This is a genomic window from Pseudomonas sp. TH37 (assembly GCF_016650735.1).
GTDB classification, from domain to species: Bacteria; Pseudomonadota; Gammaproteobacteria; order Pseudomonadales; family Pseudomonadaceae; genus Aquipseudomonas; species Aquipseudomonas farris.
Genome location: NZ_JAEKFD010000004.1, coordinates 244,144 through 260,877, shown reverse-complemented (window position 1 = coordinate 260,877; position 16,734 = coordinate 244,144). Strand labels below are relative to the sequence as shown.

At 57.3% G+C, this 16,734-nt stretch carries 16 protein-coding genes; 9 read left to right on the top strand and 7 right to left on the bottom strand.

The features are described 5' to 3' along the window. Positions 1-55: 55 nt before the first annotated feature. On the bottom strand, positions 56-976 hold the full coding sequence (locus JFU11_RS13190) for a universal stress protein (RefSeq protein WP_201060838.1): 921 nt from the start codon (positions 974-976) through the stop codon (positions 56-58). A gap of 314 nt (positions 977-1,290) precedes the next feature. Between JFU11_RS13190 and JFU11_RS13185 the strand changes: the two genes are divergently transcribed. Both JFU11_RS13185 and JFU11_RS13180 read left to right on the top strand, forming a co-directional pair. Beyond that, entirely contained in the window at positions 1,291-2,217 is a 927-nt protein-coding gene (locus JFU11_RS13185; protein ID WP_201060837.1) for a universal stress protein, read from the top strand. Between the two features lie 2 nt (positions 2,218-2,219). Beyond that, positions 2,220-3,137, top strand: a complete 918-nt coding sequence (locus JFU11_RS13180; RefSeq protein WP_201060836.1) for a universal stress protein — start codon at positions 2,220-2,222, stop codon at positions 3,135-3,137. 86 nt (positions 3,138-3,223) lie between these two features. Here JFU11_RS13180 and JFU11_RS13175 read toward each other — a convergent pair whose 3' ends face one another. Both JFU11_RS13175 and JFU11_RS13170 read right to left on the bottom strand, forming a co-directional pair. Further along, positions 3,224-3,769, bottom strand: a complete 546-nt coding sequence (locus JFU11_RS13175) for an Hsp20/alpha crystallin family protein (RefSeq protein ID WP_201060835.1) — start codon at positions 3,767-3,769, stop codon at positions 3,224-3,226. Between the two features lie 139 nt (positions 3,770-3,908). After that, on the bottom strand, positions 3,909-4,805 hold the full coding sequence (locus JFU11_RS13170; protein WP_201060834.1) for a DMT family transporter: 897 nt from the start codon (positions 4,803-4,805) through the stop codon (positions 3,909-3,911). 88 nt (positions 4,806-4,893) lie between these two features. On the opposite strand from JFU11_RS13170, the gene JFU11_RS13165 reads away from it, so the two are divergent. Continuing rightward, the gene (locus JFU11_RS13165; protein ID WP_123722149.1) at positions 4,894-6,225 is read left to right on the top strand and encodes a PLP-dependent aminotransferase family protein; all 1,332 of its coding nucleotides are present in this window, start codon (positions 4,894-4,896) and stop codon (positions 6,223-6,225) included. Here the strand turns inward: JFU11_RS13165 and JFU11_RS13160 are convergent. After that, positions 6,216-7,094, bottom strand: a complete 879-nt coding sequence (locus JFU11_RS13160; RefSeq protein WP_201060833.1) for a LysR substrate-binding domain-containing protein — start codon at positions 7,092-7,094, stop codon at positions 6,216-6,218. The genes JFU11_RS13165 and JFU11_RS13160 overlap by 10 nt on opposite strands. Before the next feature lie 119 nt (positions 7,095-7,213). On the opposite strand from JFU11_RS13160, the gene JFU11_RS13155 reads away from it, so the two are divergent. The 3 genes from JFU11_RS13155 (at position 7,214) to JFU11_RS13145 (ending at position 9,557) form a co-directional block, all read left to right on the top strand. Then, positions 7,214-7,639 carry a VOC family protein gene (locus JFU11_RS13155; RefSeq protein ID WP_123722151.1) on the top strand — a complete coding sequence of 142 codons (426 nt, stop codon included), beginning with the start codon at positions 7,214-7,216 and terminating at the stop codon, positions 7,637-7,639. 112 nt (positions 7,640-7,751) lie between these two features. Further along, the gene (locus tag JFU11_RS13150; protein ID WP_201060832.1) at positions 7,752-9,011 is read left to right on the top strand and encodes a cation:dicarboxylase symporter family transporter; all 1,260 of its coding nucleotides are present in this window, start codon (positions 7,752-7,754) and stop codon (positions 9,009-9,011) included. A gap of 165 nt (positions 9,012-9,176) precedes the next feature. Next, positions 9,177-9,557 carry a nuclear transport factor 2 family protein gene (locus tag JFU11_RS13145; protein ID WP_123722154.1) on the top strand — a complete coding sequence of 127 codons (381 nt, stop codon included), beginning with the start codon at positions 9,177-9,179 and terminating at the stop codon, positions 9,555-9,557. Positions 9,558-9,653: 96 nt separating this feature from the next. Here the strand turns inward: JFU11_RS13145 and JFU11_RS13140 are convergent, their stop codons facing one another. Next, on the bottom strand, positions 9,654-10,412 hold the full coding sequence (locus tag JFU11_RS13140) for a hypothetical protein (RefSeq protein ID WP_201060831.1): 759 nt from the start codon (positions 10,410-10,412) through the stop codon (positions 9,654-9,656). A 259-nt stretch (positions 10,413-10,671) separates the two neighbouring features. On the opposite strand from JFU11_RS13140, the gene JFU11_RS13135 reads away from it, so the two are divergent. From JFU11_RS13135 to mqo, 3 genes are all read left to right on the top strand, one after another. Next, complete coding sequence (locus tag JFU11_RS13135; RefSeq protein ID WP_201060830.1) at positions 10,672-11,241, top strand: YceI family protein; 570 nt, start codon at positions 10,672-10,674, stop codon at positions 11,239-11,241. 77 nt (positions 11,242-11,318) lie between these two features. Beyond that, positions 11,319-12,029, top strand: coding sequence for a GNAT family N-acetyltransferase (locus tag JFU11_RS13130; protein ID WP_201060829.1), 711 nt, complete (start codon positions 11,319-11,321; stop codon positions 12,027-12,029). A gap of 317 nt (positions 12,030-12,346) precedes the next feature. After that, the gene (mqo, locus tag JFU11_RS13125) at positions 12,347-13,993 is read left to right on the top strand and encodes a malate dehydrogenase (quinone) (protein ID WP_201060828.1); all 1,647 of its coding nucleotides are present in this window, start codon (positions 12,347-12,349) and stop codon (positions 13,991-13,993) included. Positions 13,994-14,267: 274 nt separating this feature from the next. Here mqo and JFU11_RS13120 read toward each other — a convergent pair whose 3' ends face one another. Both JFU11_RS13120 and JFU11_RS13115 read right to left on the bottom strand, forming a co-directional pair. Then, entirely contained in the window at positions 14,268-14,630 is a 363-nt protein-coding gene (locus tag JFU11_RS13120; protein ID WP_123722159.1) for a DUF6124 family protein, read from the bottom strand. A gap of 546 nt (positions 14,631-15,176) precedes the next feature. Beyond that, the gene (locus JFU11_RS13115) at positions 15,177-16,604 is read right to left on the bottom strand and encodes a GGDEF domain-containing protein (protein ID WP_123722160.1); all 1,428 of its coding nucleotides are present in this window, start codon (positions 16,602-16,604) and stop codon (positions 15,177-15,179) included. Positions 16,605-16,734 lie beyond the last annotated feature (130 nt).

Below are 16,734 nucleotides of genomic sequence, written 5' to 3'. Positions count from 1 at the left end.
CATGGTGCTGTTCAGCGCCCGGCAGTAGTGTCCGAGCGCTGTGGCAGCGTTTTCTCTACAGATCCTCAGGTGAAACTACCCATACACTGCACGGCATTTTGTACAGCAGATGCTCCACCGTACTGCCCACCAATCGGCCCATGCCACGATGGCCGACCCGGCCCATGACAATCACGTCGACGTTGTACGCATCGGCGTAATGGGTAAGGACCTTGGCCGGGTTGCCCATGATCATGTGCTGTTGCTCCGGTGCAATACCGTTGCGCTCGGCCAGTTCGTGGAAGGCATCGGCCTGTGCGTCGAACAGTGTCTTGGCTTTGCCTGGAGAGAACAACGTCGAGGCGTTGTCGAAATCGAACTCGTCCGCGCTGATCGATGACAGGTCATGGGCATAGATAACGTCGAGCTCGGCGTTACAGGTACTGGCCAGTTTTGACGCTTCGCGCAGAATCCTGTCGTTGAAATCCTCGTACTGAGTATTGCTATGGAAAGGGTCGACCGCGGCGACGATCTTGCGCGGCAGCGCGTGCTGCACATGGCTGACAAAATGCAGCGGCACCGGGCATTCGCGCAGCAGATGAATATCCAGGGGCGTGAACATTATCCGTGACAGCAGCGACTCGTACTCCAGAGCCTTGATCAGGACTGCCATCGGCTGTTCTTTGAGGTGAACGAGGATTTCCTGCAACGGTCTTTCAACCCAAACCACCTCAGTGGTGACGGGCACACCGATTTTACGCAAGGGACGGGCCTGTTCTTCGAGCCATTGGCGATGGCGCTCGACATACCCGAGCCGCATCTGCTCCAGCACTTGTTCATTGACCAGGCTGGCCGTTGCCAAACCTTCCAGGTAATCGAAGGCGACGATGTGCAGGGCCGCGCCCGATGCCTTGGCCAACGCGGCGGCCCGGTCGAACGCGGGGCTGTTTTCCATGAGCGGCGAGACGACCAGCATGAAGCGTAATTGCTCAGACATGACAAAACTCCCGTCAAAAATTGCAGAAACACCTGTACTCCATGGCACCCATGCGTTTGGGCACCCCATTTTTTTATCTTGTCACTGAGCGGGGGAATGGGATTGATCTTTATCAACCTGGCGAGTGATGCAGCATGCGGCCCGACGTGTGGAGGGTTGCGCTGTAGAGCCGTTTCCGGGTTTGCTTCCAGCAAAGTGACAATCCTGGAGAACGGTCGGCCCTATAGCTGACAAAGATCAAATCCCCCGGATCTGAAGCGCTCACTCTGTGGTTCTACCCACTGCATCGAGATGGCCGTGCGCCGAGGTGCCCTATGTCGCAGACACAGCGTTTACTGTTGATCGCTCCCCCAGCCATGACCCGTACGCCAGCGTTCGACCGGGCCGCCATGTTGGCCCGCGCGATGCAATTGCCGTTGCACATCGTGGCATTCGATTATTTGCAGGCTCTGGCGGTCGCCGGCCTGTTTGCCCCCGAGCAAATCGCCCTGGCCCGGGACGGTTATTTGCAAACCCATCGGCAATGGCTTGCCGAACAAGCCGAGCTGATGAACAAACACGGCGTTGACGCTACCAGCGAGGTGGTGTGGGTGCAGCATCCTTACGAGGAAATCCTGCACTTCGTCAACGAGATGTCGCTGGCCCTGATCATCAAGGACGCCAACGAAGAGTCGGCATTGAAGCGGGTGTTTTTCACGCCACTGGACTGGCAGTTGTTGCGCGACTGTCCGGTGCCGGTGCATCTGGTGACCAACGCCCTGAACCCCCGGCCGCGCAACGTGCTGGCCATCGTCGATGTCTTGCGTAGTGAAGACCAGGACCTGGTGTTCAATGACCAGATTATTGACGCCGCCACGAAGCTGGCTGAACTGTGTGAAGCCCGGATTGAATTGGTGCATGTGTATGACTGGACGGCCGTGTATGCCCAGGACTTGGGGGTGGGTGCACTCCCTTTGGCCACCGGTCTTTACGAGGCATTGGGAGTGGCGCAACACGAGGTATTTGCGGCGTTGGCTGAACGCCATGGCGTGCCAACGGAATGTCGCCACTTCATCGAGGGTGCACCGTTGTCGAGTATTTGCAAGTTCGCCGAAGACCACCACACCGATGTCATTGTGATGGGAACGGTGCAGCACACAGGGTTGAACAAGCTATTGGGAACCACTGCCGAACAGCTCTTGCATCGTGCGCCTTGCAGTGTGCAGGCGATCAAACCCGGCAGGATGTTACAAGGAGAGTAGAGGTGAAAATTCAACGTCTGCTATTGATTGCCCCGACCGAAATGGTCCGCACCCCGGCTTTCGATCGGGCGCGAGCGCTGGCCTGTGCAACCGGTGCAATGTTGCACATCGTCGCGTTCGATCATGTCCAGGCACTGGCGGTGGCCGGCCTGTTTGACCACGACGCAATGGCCCAGGCACGGGAAGGTTACTTGCAGGTGCATCGTCACTGGCTGGAACAGCAAGCCCGGTTTCAACGTTGCGAGGGGTTGCAGGTGACCACTGAAGTGGTCTGGGCCAGACCGAGCCTGGCGCATCTGCTTGAGTACGTGAATGACTTCCATGCAGACCTGGTGATCAAGGACACACACCGCGTGTCGGCACTCGATCGTGCCTTTCACCGACCTCTGGACTGGCAGTTGCTGCGCAACTGTCCGGCTCCTTTGCACTTGGTCACCGATGCCGCAAATCCAAACCCATTGAGCATACTCGCCACCGTCGACCTGTCCCATCTGGAGGCGCTGACCCAAGGGCTTAATGATCGGATTCTCGACCTCGCCTCGACGCTGGCTGAGTCCTGCGGCGCCACCTTGCACCTGCTCAACGTCGACGGCTGGTCGGAGTTGGGGGAGTCCGAGGTGAACGTGCCGACAGCGACACTGGATGGCAGTTTGAGAGACGCGGTCATCGATGCTCAGCTGGAGGCCTTTGAGGTGCTTGCCGAACGCTACGGGATCGAGAAACAACAGCAACATCTACTGCCTGGGATCCCCCCTGAGGTGATCGCACATTTTGCGCAACGACATGCCTTCGACATGGTGGTACTGGGGACAACCTACCATCGCGGGATCGATATTTTCATCGGCAGTACGGCCGAAAGCGTATTGAACCGGGCGCCCTGCAGTTTGACGATCGTCAAGCCATTGCCCCGAGTCGACTGACAGGTTCTGTCTGGCTCCTTTACGACCACAAAAAAAGCCCCTTGCCGGTTTCCCGGTAAGGGGCTTTCTGTCGCGCTAAGGGCGATTCAGCTTGATTTGATTTGCACCTTTTTGTCCGCGTTCATGGCTTCGGGCTTCTTCGGCAGCGAGATACTCAGCACGCCTTTGCTGAAATTCGCTTCGATCTTGTCGGCATCGACGCCTTTGGGCAGGCTGAACGCCCGCTGGAAGGAGCCATAGTGCCGCTCTGACAGGTGATAGCCCTTTCTTTTTTCTTCCTTGTCCTCTTTCTTTTCACCCTTGATGATCAGATTGCCGTTGGACAATTTGATGTCGATATTTTCCTGATCCATGCCTGGCAGTTCGGCAGTGATTTCGAAGCTTTCATCCTTCTCGGTAATGTCCACCGCAGGCAGGCTGCGGCCGATAAATTCCCGACTCCAGAAGGGTTCGACATCAAACAGCCCACGCCGGAAAGGCGTCAGCCCCGAACCACGATTGAAGTCTTCGAACAGGTGATCGACCTGTTGGCGCAGTTTATCCAGCGGCCGCCAAGGGTCTGTCGCCATCGGTTGCTGATTGGTTTTTTCGTCGTCGGTGTGCACCGGCATTTTTTTCTCGAAATTGGCCATTTTTCATTCCTCCTTTCCAGTACGGCGGTGGGCCGGGAACATCTCGGAGGCCGGTCCACCACAACAGATTCAGGCCTTACCTTAAAAGGTTAGTATTCCTGTGGCCCAGAGGCCGACCAACAGTCGGTTTCTGAACCGTCTATTTCGAGAATTTGCGTGCGCCGACCACGCAAAGAATCACCGCAACGGTCACACCCAACATGCCAAGGCTGACTTGCTCGTGCAGCAGCGTGGCCGCCAGCGCCAGACCAAAAAATGGCTGTAGCAATTGAAGCTGACCGACGGCGGCAATTCCGCCCTGGGCGAGTCCGCGGTACCAGAACACGAAGCCGAGAAACATGCTGAACAGCGAGACGTAAGCCAGGCTGAACCATGCGGTCGGGGTGATTCCCGAGAGCGAAGGCGGGGCCAGGAACCAGGTCAGCGGGATCATGACCGGCAGCGATAGCACCAAGGCCCAGGAAATCACCTGCCAGCCGCCCAGTGTTCTTGAAAGCTTCGCACCTTCTGCATAGCCCAATCCGCAGGCGAGGATGGCCAACAACATCAGGATGTACCCCGCAGGAGACGCGGTCAGGCCCTGGGAGACGGCAAAACCCACCACCAGCAGGCTTCCCAACACCGAGAAGAACCAGAAAACCGGCCGGGGACGCTCGCCACCGCGCCAGACCCCGAACGCTGCCGTGGCCAATGGCAACAGGCCAACGAAGACGATGGAATGCGCAGACGTCACATATTGCAGCGCCAGCGCAGTCAGCAGCGGAAAGCCGAACACAACGCCCAGCGCCACGATTGCCAGGGAGAGAAGCTGACTCTTGGCCGGCCGTTTTTCGTTGAAAAGCAGCAACATGCACAGCGCCAAAATGGCAGCGATGCTGGCCCGGGCAACCGTCAAAAAGACCGGGTCAAATTCCAGAACGGCCACCCGCGTTGCGGGCAACGAGCCGCTGAAAATGAGCACGCCGATGAACCCGTTGAGCCATCCGCTCGCGGTCTTTTCCGTGGTGTGCTGTTGCAGGTTCGATGTGCGTTCCATTGTGGACTCCCTTTATGCCGGTTGCATGGGAGGCATCGTATGGACGAAACTCAATACAATCAAAATATTGTCATGGATACACTTGCGCATGCCTCGTTCACGCTACAAATCACTGGTGGATGAGTTTGCGGCGGATATCCGCTCCGGACGACTGTTGCCAGGTACGCGCTTGCCGACCCACCGCCAGTTGGCGGCAACGGAAGGCCTGGCCCTAGTGACGGCCTCTCGGGTCTATGCGGAGCTGGAAGCCATGGGTCTGGTCAGCGGGGAGATGGGGCGGGGCACCTTTGTCAGGGAAACCTCGTGGTCGCCCGGCCAGAGCATCGACCAGCATAGCGTTGCCGCTGGCATGACGGACCTGAACTTCAACTATCCAGCGCTTCCCGGGCAGGCAGAACTGCTACGAAATGCCCTGCGCCAGCTCGCATCGGCCGGCGATCTGGAATCGCTGCTGCGCTACCAGCCACACGCGGGGCGGCTGCATGAGCGCGCCTCTGTGGCACGCCATCTGCGCGTCCGGGGTCTGACGGTTGAGGCGGAGCAGGTGCTAATCGTCACCGGTGCCCAGCAGGGGCTGGCCGTGACGATGATGGCGCTGTTGCAACCCGGCGACGTGATAGCGGCGGATGCATTGACCTATTCAGGCTTCAAGGCCCTGGCCGACTCATTGCACCTTGAAATCGTGCCCATTCCGGTGCTCGATCACGGCCCGGATCTGGAAGCGCTGGAAAGCCTTTGCCAGCATCGGCGCGTGCGGGCCGTGTACACAATGCCGACCCTGCACAATCCACTGGGGTGGGTGATGAGTGCCGATCAACGAGACTCTTTGGTGACGATTGCGCGCCGTCATGGGCTGTTGATCATCGAGGACGCCGCTTACGCCTTCCTGGCGGAAAATCCCCCCGCACCGCTGGCGGTCCTCGCCCCCGAGAGGACGATTTACGTGTCAGGCCTCTCCAAGAGTGTGGCCACCGGCCTGCGCGTCGGCTTCGTCGTCGCCCCCCTTCAACACGTGCCCGCGCTGGAGCGCACGATCAAAGCGACCACCTGGAATACCCCGGGCGTGATGACGGCTATCGCCACTGCATGGCTCGACGACGGCACCGTCCTGCAACTGGAAGCTGAGAAGCGCCAAGACGCGCAAGCGAGACAAGCCGTGGCCGGCGAGGTACTGGCGGGACTGCGCTGCATTCGCCATCCATCGTCGTATTTTCTTTGGCTGCCGTTGTCGGAAGACGCAAGGGCCGACCAGATCGCCATGGCGTTAATGCGGGAAAACGTGTCGGTTTCAACTGCCGAACCGTTTGCCACTTCGGCCAACGTTCCGCACGCGTTTCGCCTGGCGCTGGGCTCGGTGGAGATGGGCGCATTGAGGGAGGCGCTGGAAAAAGTGAAGTGGATGATTGGGGCTTATTCGTAATCGCTCTGAACCTGCTCAACGATTAGTTGGGCCAGTACCCGTACCGGCTCGGTAAAACTTTGCCGTGCCCGATGGACGAGGCCGATATCGCGATGGAAGGTGTGTTGCCCCAGATCCAGCGCGCGCACCCCGGCGGGCCAGTCCTGATGGGTCGCCGTCTGCGGCACCAGCGCTACACCGACGCCATTTTCGACCAGCTTGATAATGGCCTCCAATTCATCCAGCTCGCACACTTCACGCAAGGTGAAATGCATCTGCCGCAAGAAACGATCGACCTGCCTGCCGCCGAACGATGATCGGTCATAGCGAATGAAGGGTTGGCTGGAAAGCAGTGCCGACCAGTCTTCTCCGGGCACATCGCGCGGAACGATCAGCCGGTAGGGCTCAAGTGCCAGAGTCGTCCAGCGCAGATCGCTTTGCAGCGAGAAGGGCGGGCGAATGATCACCGCCATGTCGATCTCGCCGGCATCCACCAGGTTGACCAACTCCATCGACAGACCCGGGATCACACGGGTTCGGCATTGCGGACATTGTTGGTGAAATTTGGCGAGCGCATCCGGTAAGTACGAGCGCTGCACGGAAGCGATGGCGCCGATGTTCACCAGCACGCTGGCCGGCAGCCCAACCGTGGTGGACCCCAGATTGTCATAAAGGCGAAGCAGCTCCTGCGCCTGCAGAAGTATCTGATGCCCCATCCTGTTCAAGTGAGCCGAGCGGCCCTTGCGGTCGAAAATCTGGAAACCCAGCTCGGCCTCCAGACGCTGCATCTGAGCGCTCACAGCGGCCTGGGTCAGCCCGATCCTGTTGCCGGCAGCGGCAAAGGTGCCTTCCCGCGCGACGGCGATAAGTGTTTTCAGTTCTTTGATCATTCACAAATATTAATTGTGTTTCTAAGAAATATATATTGATTTTTTTGCTTGGTCTGCGGCTCTACGATTGGCTCCGTAATCAAAAACAAAACCGATAAAACACCTTGATTGGAGTTCCGATGAGCCTTTCTCCTTTTCACCTGGCGATCCCTGTTTATGACCTCGCGGCGGCACGCACCTTTTACGGTGAAGTGTTCGGGCTGCAAGAGGGACGCTCCAGCACGCAGTGGGTCGACTTTGATTTCTACGGTCACCAACTGGTTATCCATGAGCATCCAAAAACTGCTTCTCAGGAGAGCGTGCATAGCAACCCGGTAGACGGGCACGACGTCCCCGTTCCGCACTTCGGCATCATCCTGGAGTGGCTGCAGTGGGAAGCCCTGGCCGAGCGACTGAAGTCCTTTGGCACCGAGTTTGTGATTGAGCCTTACATTCGATTCAAGGGGCAGGTCGGCGAACAAGCCACGATGTTCCTGTTCGATCCGTGTGGCAACGCACTTGAGTTCAAGGCGTTCAAGGATATGAGCCAGCTCTTCGCCAAGTAATAAAAGCAGTGGCACAACCTTGTTGTGCCATTCGAATTCAAATGAGCTGGAAGCTCATGACTCTAGCAACTGCTACTAACGCAGTCCTTTCATTCCAACAAGAAGGCTAGACATGAAACGTATCCCTTTGGTTTGGCAAATAGTTGCCGGGCTGTTGCTTGGCGTGCTCGTCGGTTGGTACTTCAATACACACCCGCAATATCAAGGCTGGATCAGTTCTGAAATCCTCAAACCCCTTGGCGATATCTTTATCAAGATGATGAAGATGGTCGTTGTTCCCATTGTCTTCTGTTGCATGATCCTGGGTATTGCCGGCGGCGGTGATAACAAGTCTTTTGGGCGCATGGGCATCAAGTCGCTGGGGTATTTCTTCGCGATTACCGGTCTGGCCATAGTGATAGGGCTGTGTTTCGCCAATATTTTCGAGCCCGGCACGGGCACTGATATTTCGGGCATTTCCCACAGTACCGCTTCGGTCAACATGGAGCCTTCGAAGGGCGCTCTCGTCATCCTGCAGAACATCGTTCCCGATAACGTTTTTGTCGCGATGTCGGAAGCGAAGTTGCTCTCGGTGCTGTTCTTCGCCGTGCTGTTTGGCCTGGCATTGAACTCACTCCCCAGAGAAAAAAGCGCACCGGTGGTGGCGGTGGTTCAAGGCATCTCTGATGCCATGTTCAAGGTCGTCAGTATTGTCATGGCTTATGCGCCGATCGGTGTATTCGGCATGATCGGCGCCACCGTTGCGACCTTCGGTTTTGCCTCGCTCTTGCCTTTGCTCAAGTTGATCGGTGTGGTTTACCTGGCTCTGATTGTCTTTGCGCTGGTGGTGCTGGGCGGTATTTGCTACCTGATTGGCGAGAATATTTTCAAACTGATCAAGTATTTCCGTAATGAACTGATTCTGGCGTTCTCCAGCGCCGCATCGGCGTCGGTCATGCCGCAGCTGATGAGCAAGCTGGAACACTATGGCGTGCCGCGCCGTATCGTCAGTTTTGTGGTGCCGGTGGGTTACGCATTCAACCTGGATGGCGCGTCGATCTTCCTCGGCGTGGCGACGATTTTTGTCGCGCAACTCTATGGGATCGACCTGTCGCTGTCCCAGCAGATCTTGCTGGTGGTGACGATGGTGCTGACGTCCAAAGGGGCTGCCGGGGTTCCCGGCTTTGCCATCATCATCCTGTCCGCCACCTTGGCATCGGCCGGTCTTCCACTGGAAGGGGTCGCGCTGATTGCCGGTATCTTCCGGGTTATCGACAGCGGTACCACCACCCTGAACGTGCTGGGCAATGCGATTGCGCCCTTGGTCATCGCCAAGTGGGAAAAGGTCAGCATTGAGCCTTCAGGGGTTGCCCGAGTGGTGCAGAAAACCTGATCACCATCCTCCAGTAAAACGCAATTCCCTGTGGGAGCGGGCTTGCTCGCGAAGGCGTCATAACATTCAACATCTATGTCGACTGTCAGTCCGCTTTCGCGAGCAAGCCCGCTCCCACAGGTTCCGTGCAATAACCCGTGTCAGTTACTTATCAGGAGTCATGCAATGAGCAGTCTTACTTACGTTCAGGAATACAACGCGATTGTCGATGTGCTTAACCAGTACAACGAAGGTGGCGCCAAGGCCGACAGCGCACTGATGAAGCCCGCCTTCAACGAGCAGGCCACGATGTTTGGCGTCGATGGCGACAAGCTCGTCGGCGGCGCGATCCAGAATCTCTACGACGTCATCGACAACGCGTTCCGCCCATCCCCGGAAGCCAAAGCCGCCATCGTGCGCATCGACATCGTCGGCACGGCGGCCAGTGCGCGGGTCGATACCGACAACGTCTCGGGGTTCCGCTTCACCGACTTCTTCAACCTGCTGAAGGTAGAAGGCAAGTGGACCATCGTCAGCAAGATTTACCATACCCATTCGAGCGTCTGATTCCTCGGGTTGGTGACGCTACCGTTTGAAAAAACCAGGAAAGTCCTCAACACCGAGGACTTTCCTGGAACCGGTAAAGAGCCCTTATTCCAGCTCCTAGCGCATCACAATCTCACTGAATTTGACGGTAAGCGTCTCATCATTCCCATCCCGAAACGCCAGTTTGATCGCCGGCGTTTTGCTCAGCTTGCTGTTGCTCTGCTGGAAGATCAGCGTCACTCGGGTAGGTACGTTGCGAATCAGCTGAAAGCGTAGCCGGGCGCTGTCCTCGACCTGGCCCACCCGGATCGACTCGAACTCGAGCGGACCGCCGGACTCGTCAAACAGCCGGGTGCCGTCATCGAAGCGAAAGCTGCGGTCTACGTTCAGGTTGGTCAGTTCAAAAGTGCAGGTGGGCAATCGGCCGATATTTTCGCAGCCCTCCAATTCGATGCGAACGTTATCCAGCACTTCCATGCGCTTGCCGAGCAGGTTGTTGCCTTCGTTTTCGACGATCTTGGCTTGCAGTTTGGCGAATTCGAAAGAGGGCTTGGCATATTCGGTGCCCAGGATGAAGAAACCAAAAGACAAACCGGCAACCATGAAGAACTGCAATGCGCCGCGGAGCATCGGCGTGAGGTTACGAATCTGCCAGCCGATTGAAACGGCTCCCAGAAACAGAAATGTGCTCACCAGCAACACCACGTTTTTCCAGCTGATGAAGCTGAAACCGAATACGCTGGGGTCCGGCACGGCGTAAGTGATCAACGCCCACATGACGCCCAGCACGACACTGAGGCCTGCCATGCCGCGGGTGATCAATGAAGTGAATTTTTGAGTGCGGGTAAGCGGTATTGCTGAATCTTGCGGGGACATCACAGTGCTGACTCCTTGTTCCGTAGCCGATCGTCCATCCTTGAAGGCGACTGTCAGGCTGTAGCTATAGAAAACCTTGGGGAATCAAGGTCCGGGCCTGATTGTGGCGGGGTGCCATTATCCAGTAATGGTGGTGCGGGTAAAGACGCGCGGTATGGCTTCGCTGGAATAAACAGCGAATATTTGCTTAAGTCCAGCTATCGCAGCCACGTCGGTGCGGTACTTCAATCCCTGACGGGCGCTTCAACCGGAGAATCCCATGCCCCCTCGATTCCCGCGTTTCGCCGCATTGCTCGCCATCCTCCTGGTCGGCACCTTGCCCTGCGCCCACGCCGTCGAATACACCCAGGTCAACACCACCGCCAGCAAAATCTCGTTCACCTATAACCAGTTTGGCTCCAGGGCATACGGCACCTTCGGCAAGTTCGACGCCACGCTCGATTTCGACACGGCGAACCCCACTGCGGCCCACGCCAAACTGACCATCGACCTTGCCAGCATCGACGCCGGGGGCAGCGATGCCAACAGCGAGCTGCAAAAGCCTGCCTGGTTCAACACGGCGGACTATCCGGTGGCGACCTTTGAATCGACCGGGGTGAAAGCGCTGGGCGACCACCGCTACTTGATCACCGGCAATCTCACGCTCAGGGGTATGACGCGCGAGTTACAGGTGAAGGTGTTGTTGAAACCGGAGAAGGCCATCGGGATCTTCGATGGCGACATCATTGTGAAACGCAGGGACTTCAACATCGGGGAAGGGGAGTGGGCCGACAAGGTTGTGTCCAACGACATCAGCATCCGCTTTCGCATCGTCGCGCCCGAGCGTTGATTTTCCTGTAGGGGGCTCGATCTGTGACAATAGCGGGGCTGATGCTCAGTAAGCCTTAACCCGGAGTCAACAACGCAATGCCCCAGCTCACCCACTTTGCCACGCCATGCCCAGAGCCCATCAACAGCCAGATCCTGCAGATGGTCGTCGACAATTTAACCGACATCAGCATGGTGGGCATCGCGCCGAGCAACCCGTTGTACAACGTCTATCAATACACGGTGGGCTACGAGGTTCATCTCTACCTCGAAGCGCTCAGCGGCACCAAAGGCATTGCTGTCGAACTGATCGTCGCAACGGATGACGAAGACCCCGAGACAGTCGTCGGCTTTCTGCTGTACCTGCCGGTCAAGGACGATCCCGAGGCGTGCGGCGTGGCGTATATGGCGGTGCAGGCCAGCCATCGGCGGCGGGGCGTCGCGCGGGCGATGCTGCAAGACATGCTCGGCCGCTACCCGCATGCCGAACTGACCTGCACCGTTGCCAAGGTGCCCTGGTTCGAGTCAATGGGCTTCCAGGTGCTGGGCGTGCGCGGCACTCAGGTGCTGATGAACACCCGTGATCACGGCACCGAAGGCTTGATGGGCTTACTGGATGTCACATTTATCTACAGTTCTTTGGAGGTGCGGCAGATACATACGTATCTGCTGCAGAAACACGGCAAGCGGGCGATGATCGATGCAGAGAAGCAGCGCGACCGGCATCTCGACCAGATGACGCGCAACGCCAAGACATTTGTGCTGGATCGTTTGAGCAAAGACGCCGATCACGGACCCCGTCCCGACTAGACTGATGAGTCCTTTCGGGCTCGCAGGCTGGCCGAGGCGTGATATTCTGTCGCATTAACTTGGTTTGACTTATTCGGTTCGTACGTCCACAGACGTCCGACAGAATCAATGTCGCTCAAGTAACTGAGCCAATAATGATAAAAAGTCAGTGCACGAGGGACATATAACTGAGGTCGATGGAGACACGTCGGCCTTGTGTGCCCACCTTCAAATCCTTGTAAGTGCAGGAACCCACGGCACGCTGCCTGCGTACCCGTACTCTTGGGTTGCTCATGTTGAGGATTGGGGGCGGATGGCGTTTATCATAGGTGCTACAAATGTTTAAGAAACTGAACACGGCCCTGCTGGGGCTGGCTTTGTCGATGGGGATCACGTCCGCCTACGCGGAAGAGGCAAAGAAAGTCGATGTGCTGCTCATTGGCGGCGGCATCATGAGTGCAACGCTGGGTGTCTGGCTTAATGAGCTGGAACCTGGTCTGTCGATGGAAATGGTCGAGCGCCTCGACGGCGTCGCCCAGGAAAGCTCCAACGGCTGGAACAACGCCGGTACCGGTCACTCCGCCCTGGCCGAGTTGAACTACACCCCGGAAGACGACAAGGGCAACGTCCAGATCGCGAAAGCCGTTGAAATCAACGAAGCCTTCCAGATCTCCCGTCAGTTCTGGGCTTGGCAAGTTCAGCAAGGCGTGCTGAAGAACCCGCGTTCGTTCATCAACTCCACTCCGCATATGAGCTTTGTGTGGGGCGATGACAACATCAAGTTCCTGAAGAAGCGCTACGAAGCCCTGCAAGCGAGCCCGCTGTTCGCCGGCATGCAGTACTCCGAAGACCCGGCTGTCATCAAGAAGTGGGTTCCGCTGATGATGGAAGGGCGTGACCCGAACCAGAAAGTTGCGGCCACCTGGAGCCCGCTCGGCACCGACATGAACTTCGGCGAGATCACCCGCCAGTTCGTCGCGCACCTGCAAACCACGCCGAAGTTCGACTTGAAACTGTCTAGCGAAGTGCAAGACATCACCAAGAACGCAGACGGCAGCTGGCGCGTCAGCTACAAAAACCTGAAAGACGGCACCAAAACCGAAACCGACGCCAAGTTCGTCTTCATCGGCGCGGGCGGCGGTGCACTGCACCTGCTGCAGAAGTCCGGCATTCCTGAAGCCCAGGAATACGCAGGCTTCCCGGTTGGCGGCTCGTTCCTCGTGACCGAAAACCCGACCATCGCCGAGCAACACCTGGCCAAGGCCTACGGCAAAGCCTCCGTTGGCGCACCGCCAATGTCGGTTCCGCACCTGGACACCCGTGTTCTGGACGGCAAGCGCGTCATCCTGTTTGGCCCATTCGCGACCTTCAGCACCAAGTTCCTGAAAGAAGGCTCGTACCTGGACCTGCTGACCACCACGACCACGCACAACGTGTGGCCAATGACCAAGGTCGGCATCAAGGAATACCCGCTGGTCGAGTACCTTGCAGGCCAACTGATGCTGTCTGACGAAGACCGCCTCAACGCCTTGAAAGAATACTTCCCGAACGCCAAAGCCGAAGACTGGCGCCTGTGGCAAGCCGGCCAACGCGTGCAAATCATCAAGCGTGATGAAGCTGCCGGTGGCGTGCTGAAGTTGGGTACCGAAATCGTTGCTTCCGCAGACGGCACCATCGCTGGCCTGCTGGGCGCATCGCCGGGTGCTTCGACTGCCGCACCGATCATGCTGACCGTGCTGCAGAAAGTGTTCAAGGACAAGGTTGCCTCGCCAGCCTGGCAGGAAAAGCTGCATCAGATCGTGCCTAGCTATGGCACTCAGCTGAACAGCAGCCCTGAGAAAGTGGCTCAAGAGTGGGCTTACACCGCCAAGGTGCTGGAGCTGACTCCGCCGCCGGCGATTGGTCAGGTGGCGGCTCCGGCTACTGCTCCGGCTGCTCCGGCCAAGGCGCCGAAGGCTAATGCTGCGACGGATATGGCTTTGTAAGTAGAAGCGTAATCAGAAAGCCCACTGGATCGGTGACGGTCAGTGGGCTTTTTTGTGGGCGGGATTCAGTGCAGATGATTCGCGAGAGTCGCCAAAAGGAGATGCTTTTGTGGCGAGGGAGCTTGCTCCCGTTGGGCTGCGGAGCAGCCCCAGCGCGGCAGTTTGGGGCGTTTTTGAAGGGGGATTTGAGGGTGAAGCTGGATGCGCGCCCTTCGCATTGCAACTATCAAAGCCCTTTACCGAGGGGCAAGCCTCTCGGTAAAGGGCTGAGTGATTACTTAGGTGGAACGAAGTTATCCAGCATTCGATTCACCGCCAGTTCAGCCAGCATGACGACTTGCTGAAGCGCCAGCAGGGTATTGCGGTGGGTGCCCTCTACCAATGCAGCAATGTCGCTGGCCATGACACTGGCCGAGGCCAGGTTCTCACACGTTTGAACCAGCAAGGCTTCATGGCCGACATCCGGCGCAACCATGTACATGGTGCTGGGTTTGCGTGGGGTGTTGTTCATGACCGCTGCCGGGTTGAGGTAGAAATTGAGGGCGCGTTCGGCGGCTTCGTGAAATTTTTTTGAATCGTCGGATTCGTACGGGGATGCCGGATCAGCGCCCGGAGGGTTGGGTGTAACCTTGAACATAATCTTCATTTCCTGAGTGATGCAGCCACTTCCTCGCTACTAATACGAGGGGTGGCGGCTGTACGCAGGTTAGTAGACCGGGGAAAAGAAGAAAGCCGGCGCGCCCAGGGACGCCCTACGCACAGCCACCATCAAATGCAGGCACGCAAATACCTGTCTGACAGACGCTCGTACAATCTTCAAATACCACGGGCTACTAAACCCGACCACTGATGAGCAGTGGCAGGGAAACGATAGAGACCTGGGGCAAGGCGCACAAGCCGGCGGATTCTGTCTTAACCGTAGGTAACGGCGCAAGGTCTTGTAGCCTTCGGGACGTAACACCGAGTGTCTTTAAACACGCCTCGTTAAACGTGTGAGCGCTTTCAAAAAAACGAGGAAGCACCTGACATTTTTAGGGTTGTGTTGCATCGACCGGTTGAATCCACAACCCTATGGGGACATTGAGACTGAGCGGCGGCGCTTGCCTATGCCCACGAACCAGAAAACCATAACGCCCAATGCAATGACGCAATGCCGACGCTTTCAAAGACTTCGAGATGATAGTCAGGGCAGAGGTTGGAGGCTGGTTTTGATGGTTGTAACCACACGGTTACGGCCTTCGTGTTTAGCGTGATATAGGCGTTGATCGGCTGCACGTAGAATTGCCTCGATGGTGTCGCCGTCGCGGCCAAATTGCGATACGCCGATGCTCACTGTGACCACGGTTAACCGCTGCAGACCATGAAAAGAATTATTTGCAACGGTGCTTCGCAGACGCTCAGCGATTACGTGCGCGCCTTCAAGTGAAGTCTGAGGTAGCAGTATCATGAATTCTTCTCCGCCCACTCGGGCTACGCCGTCATACGGCCGGATGGAATCGAGGCATTTCTCCACGAAACTCTTCAGGATGTCATCGCCAACCTGATGCCCGAAGCGATCGTTGATGGACTTGAAATTATCCAAATCGAGTGCCAACACGGAGAACGGCTCACCGCCGCGCTTGGTTCGGCCAATTTCGGCTTCGACCCGCTCCATGAACCGACGCCGATTATCAGCGCCAGTCAGTGGATCGGTCGCCGCAAGGTGCCCGAGTTCTTGATTGGTGCGCTGGAGCTCCTGGAGGGCGCTCTCGGTATACGCCATCGCTTCGGCAAGACGCACCATCAACTCCTCTTGGCTGTAAATCTTCGAGAACGACCGCGTGGTGAGGAACGCTTGCACTACCCCATAGCTCAACATGAAGAATCCACCGGCGAAGATCGCATGAGCGAGCCACCACATGTGGTTCCACGGACGTGCAAGGATGAAGGCAAGAGATGACAGCGCGAACGCGGTGACGGAGATGACAAAAATCATCATCAGCGGCGAACGGATACGGCGCAGCAGGAGCATTGCCACGGTCAATGTGGAAAGAACGAGGGCACCACCTTCCATCGAGAGGCGCACCGCGAGGTTGCCGGCGATCGGCGAATTTGCGACGTACGCCACTGCCACGTCAACCAGCAGGAACAGTCCTATCCAGGTCAGCCACGGGCGGGACTTCATTCGTTGGTCCGCAGCATCAGGTGGGCGGTGGTACGACAGCATTCCGACTAACAGCAAAGTCGCCATGACCAGTCGAGAGGCCGGACCATAAAGCAGGAAGAGCCAGATATTGTGGTGTGCGAGCCCGGTGAACGCACCATGCAACGCGTAAATCAGCACAAAACCGAGAAAGCCAAGCGTCATCCAGCGCAGCAGCGGGTCTCCCGATGACTGATAGCAGCGCCACGTTACGTACGTCACAAACAATCCTTCCAAGGTGGCTGCCGTGATCGCAATGATATGGAACAGGTGGTTCTCGAATATAAGGGAGGGGTCTTGAAAGATGTATAAGTAGCCAATCAAAAAGGCCGGAACAAACGCAAATCCGACGAGCAGCAAGTAGGCGTAAACCTTGACCATGACGCGAACGGCTTCAGGTGGCTCGCCGCTGGCGATGAGATTGCTCATGGTTCCCTCCAAGTTCAAATCCATTTAGCCAACACCGGTCCGGTGTTGGCTCCAAAGCCACCTACATGCCAACGGTCCCTCGCATCATTGCGCAGATATGAGATGGAACCGATCTATGGCATTTCAATTT

What these genes read in the sequence shown, in the direction of transcription:
- JFU11_RS13120 (WP_123722159.1), bottom strand. Translation starts at nt 14,630, where the DNA reads ATGTTCAAGGTTACACCCAACCCTCCGGGCGCTGATCCGGCATCCCCG.
- JFU11_RS13135 (WP_201060830.1), top strand. Translation starts at nt 10,672, where the DNA reads ATGCCCCCTCGATTCCCGCGTTTCGCCGCATTGCTCGCCATCCTCCTG.
- JFU11_RS13155 (WP_123722151.1), top strand. Translation starts at nt 7,214, where the DNA reads ATGAGCCTTTCTCCTTTTCACCTGGCGATCCCTGTTTATGACCTCGCG.
- JFU11_RS13170 (WP_201060834.1), bottom strand. Translation starts at nt 4,805, where the DNA reads ATGGAACGCACATCGAACCTGCAACAGCACACCACGGAAAAGACCGCG.
- JFU11_RS13130 (WP_201060829.1), top strand. Translation starts at nt 11,319, where the DNA reads ATGCCCCAGCTCACCCACTTTGCCACGCCATGCCCAGAGCCCATCAAC.
- JFU11_RS13165 (WP_123722149.1), top strand. Translation starts at nt 4,894, where the DNA reads ATGCCTCGTTCACGCTACAAATCACTGGTGGATGAGTTTGCGGCGGAT.
- mqo (WP_201060828.1), top strand. Translation starts at nt 12,347, where the DNA reads ATGTTTAAGAAACTGAACACGGCCCTGCTGGGGCTGGCTTTGTCGATG.
- JFU11_RS13160 (WP_201060833.1), bottom strand. Translation starts at nt 7,094, where the DNA reads ATGATCAAAGAACTGAAAACACTTATCGCCGTCGCGCGGGAAGGCACC.
- JFU11_RS13185 (WP_201060837.1), top strand. Translation starts at nt 1,291, where the DNA reads ATGTCGCAGACACAGCGTTTACTGTTGATCGCTCCCCCAGCCATGACC.
- JFU11_RS13175 (WP_201060835.1), bottom strand. Translation starts at nt 3,769, where the DNA reads ATGGCCAATTTCGAGAAAAAAATGCCGGTGCACACCGACGACGAAAAA.
- JFU11_RS13140 (WP_201060831.1), bottom strand. Translation starts at nt 10,412, where the DNA reads ATGTCCCCGCAAGATTCAGCAATACCGCTTACCCGCACTCAAAAATTC.
- JFU11_RS13150 (WP_201060832.1), top strand. Translation starts at nt 7,752, where the DNA reads ATGAAACGTATCCCTTTGGTTTGGCAAATAGTTGCCGGGCTGTTGCTT.
- JFU11_RS13115 (WP_123722160.1), bottom strand. Translation starts at nt 16,604, where the DNA reads ATGAGCAATCTCATCGCCAGCGGCGAGCCACCTGAAGCCGTTCGCGTC.
- JFU11_RS13145 (WP_123722154.1), top strand. Translation starts at nt 9,177, where the DNA reads ATGAGCAGTCTTACTTACGTTCAGGAATACAACGCGATTGTCGATGTG.
- JFU11_RS13190 (WP_201060838.1), bottom strand. Translation starts at nt 976, where the DNA reads ATGTCTGAGCAATTACGCTTCATGCTGGTCGTCTCGCCGCTCATGGAA.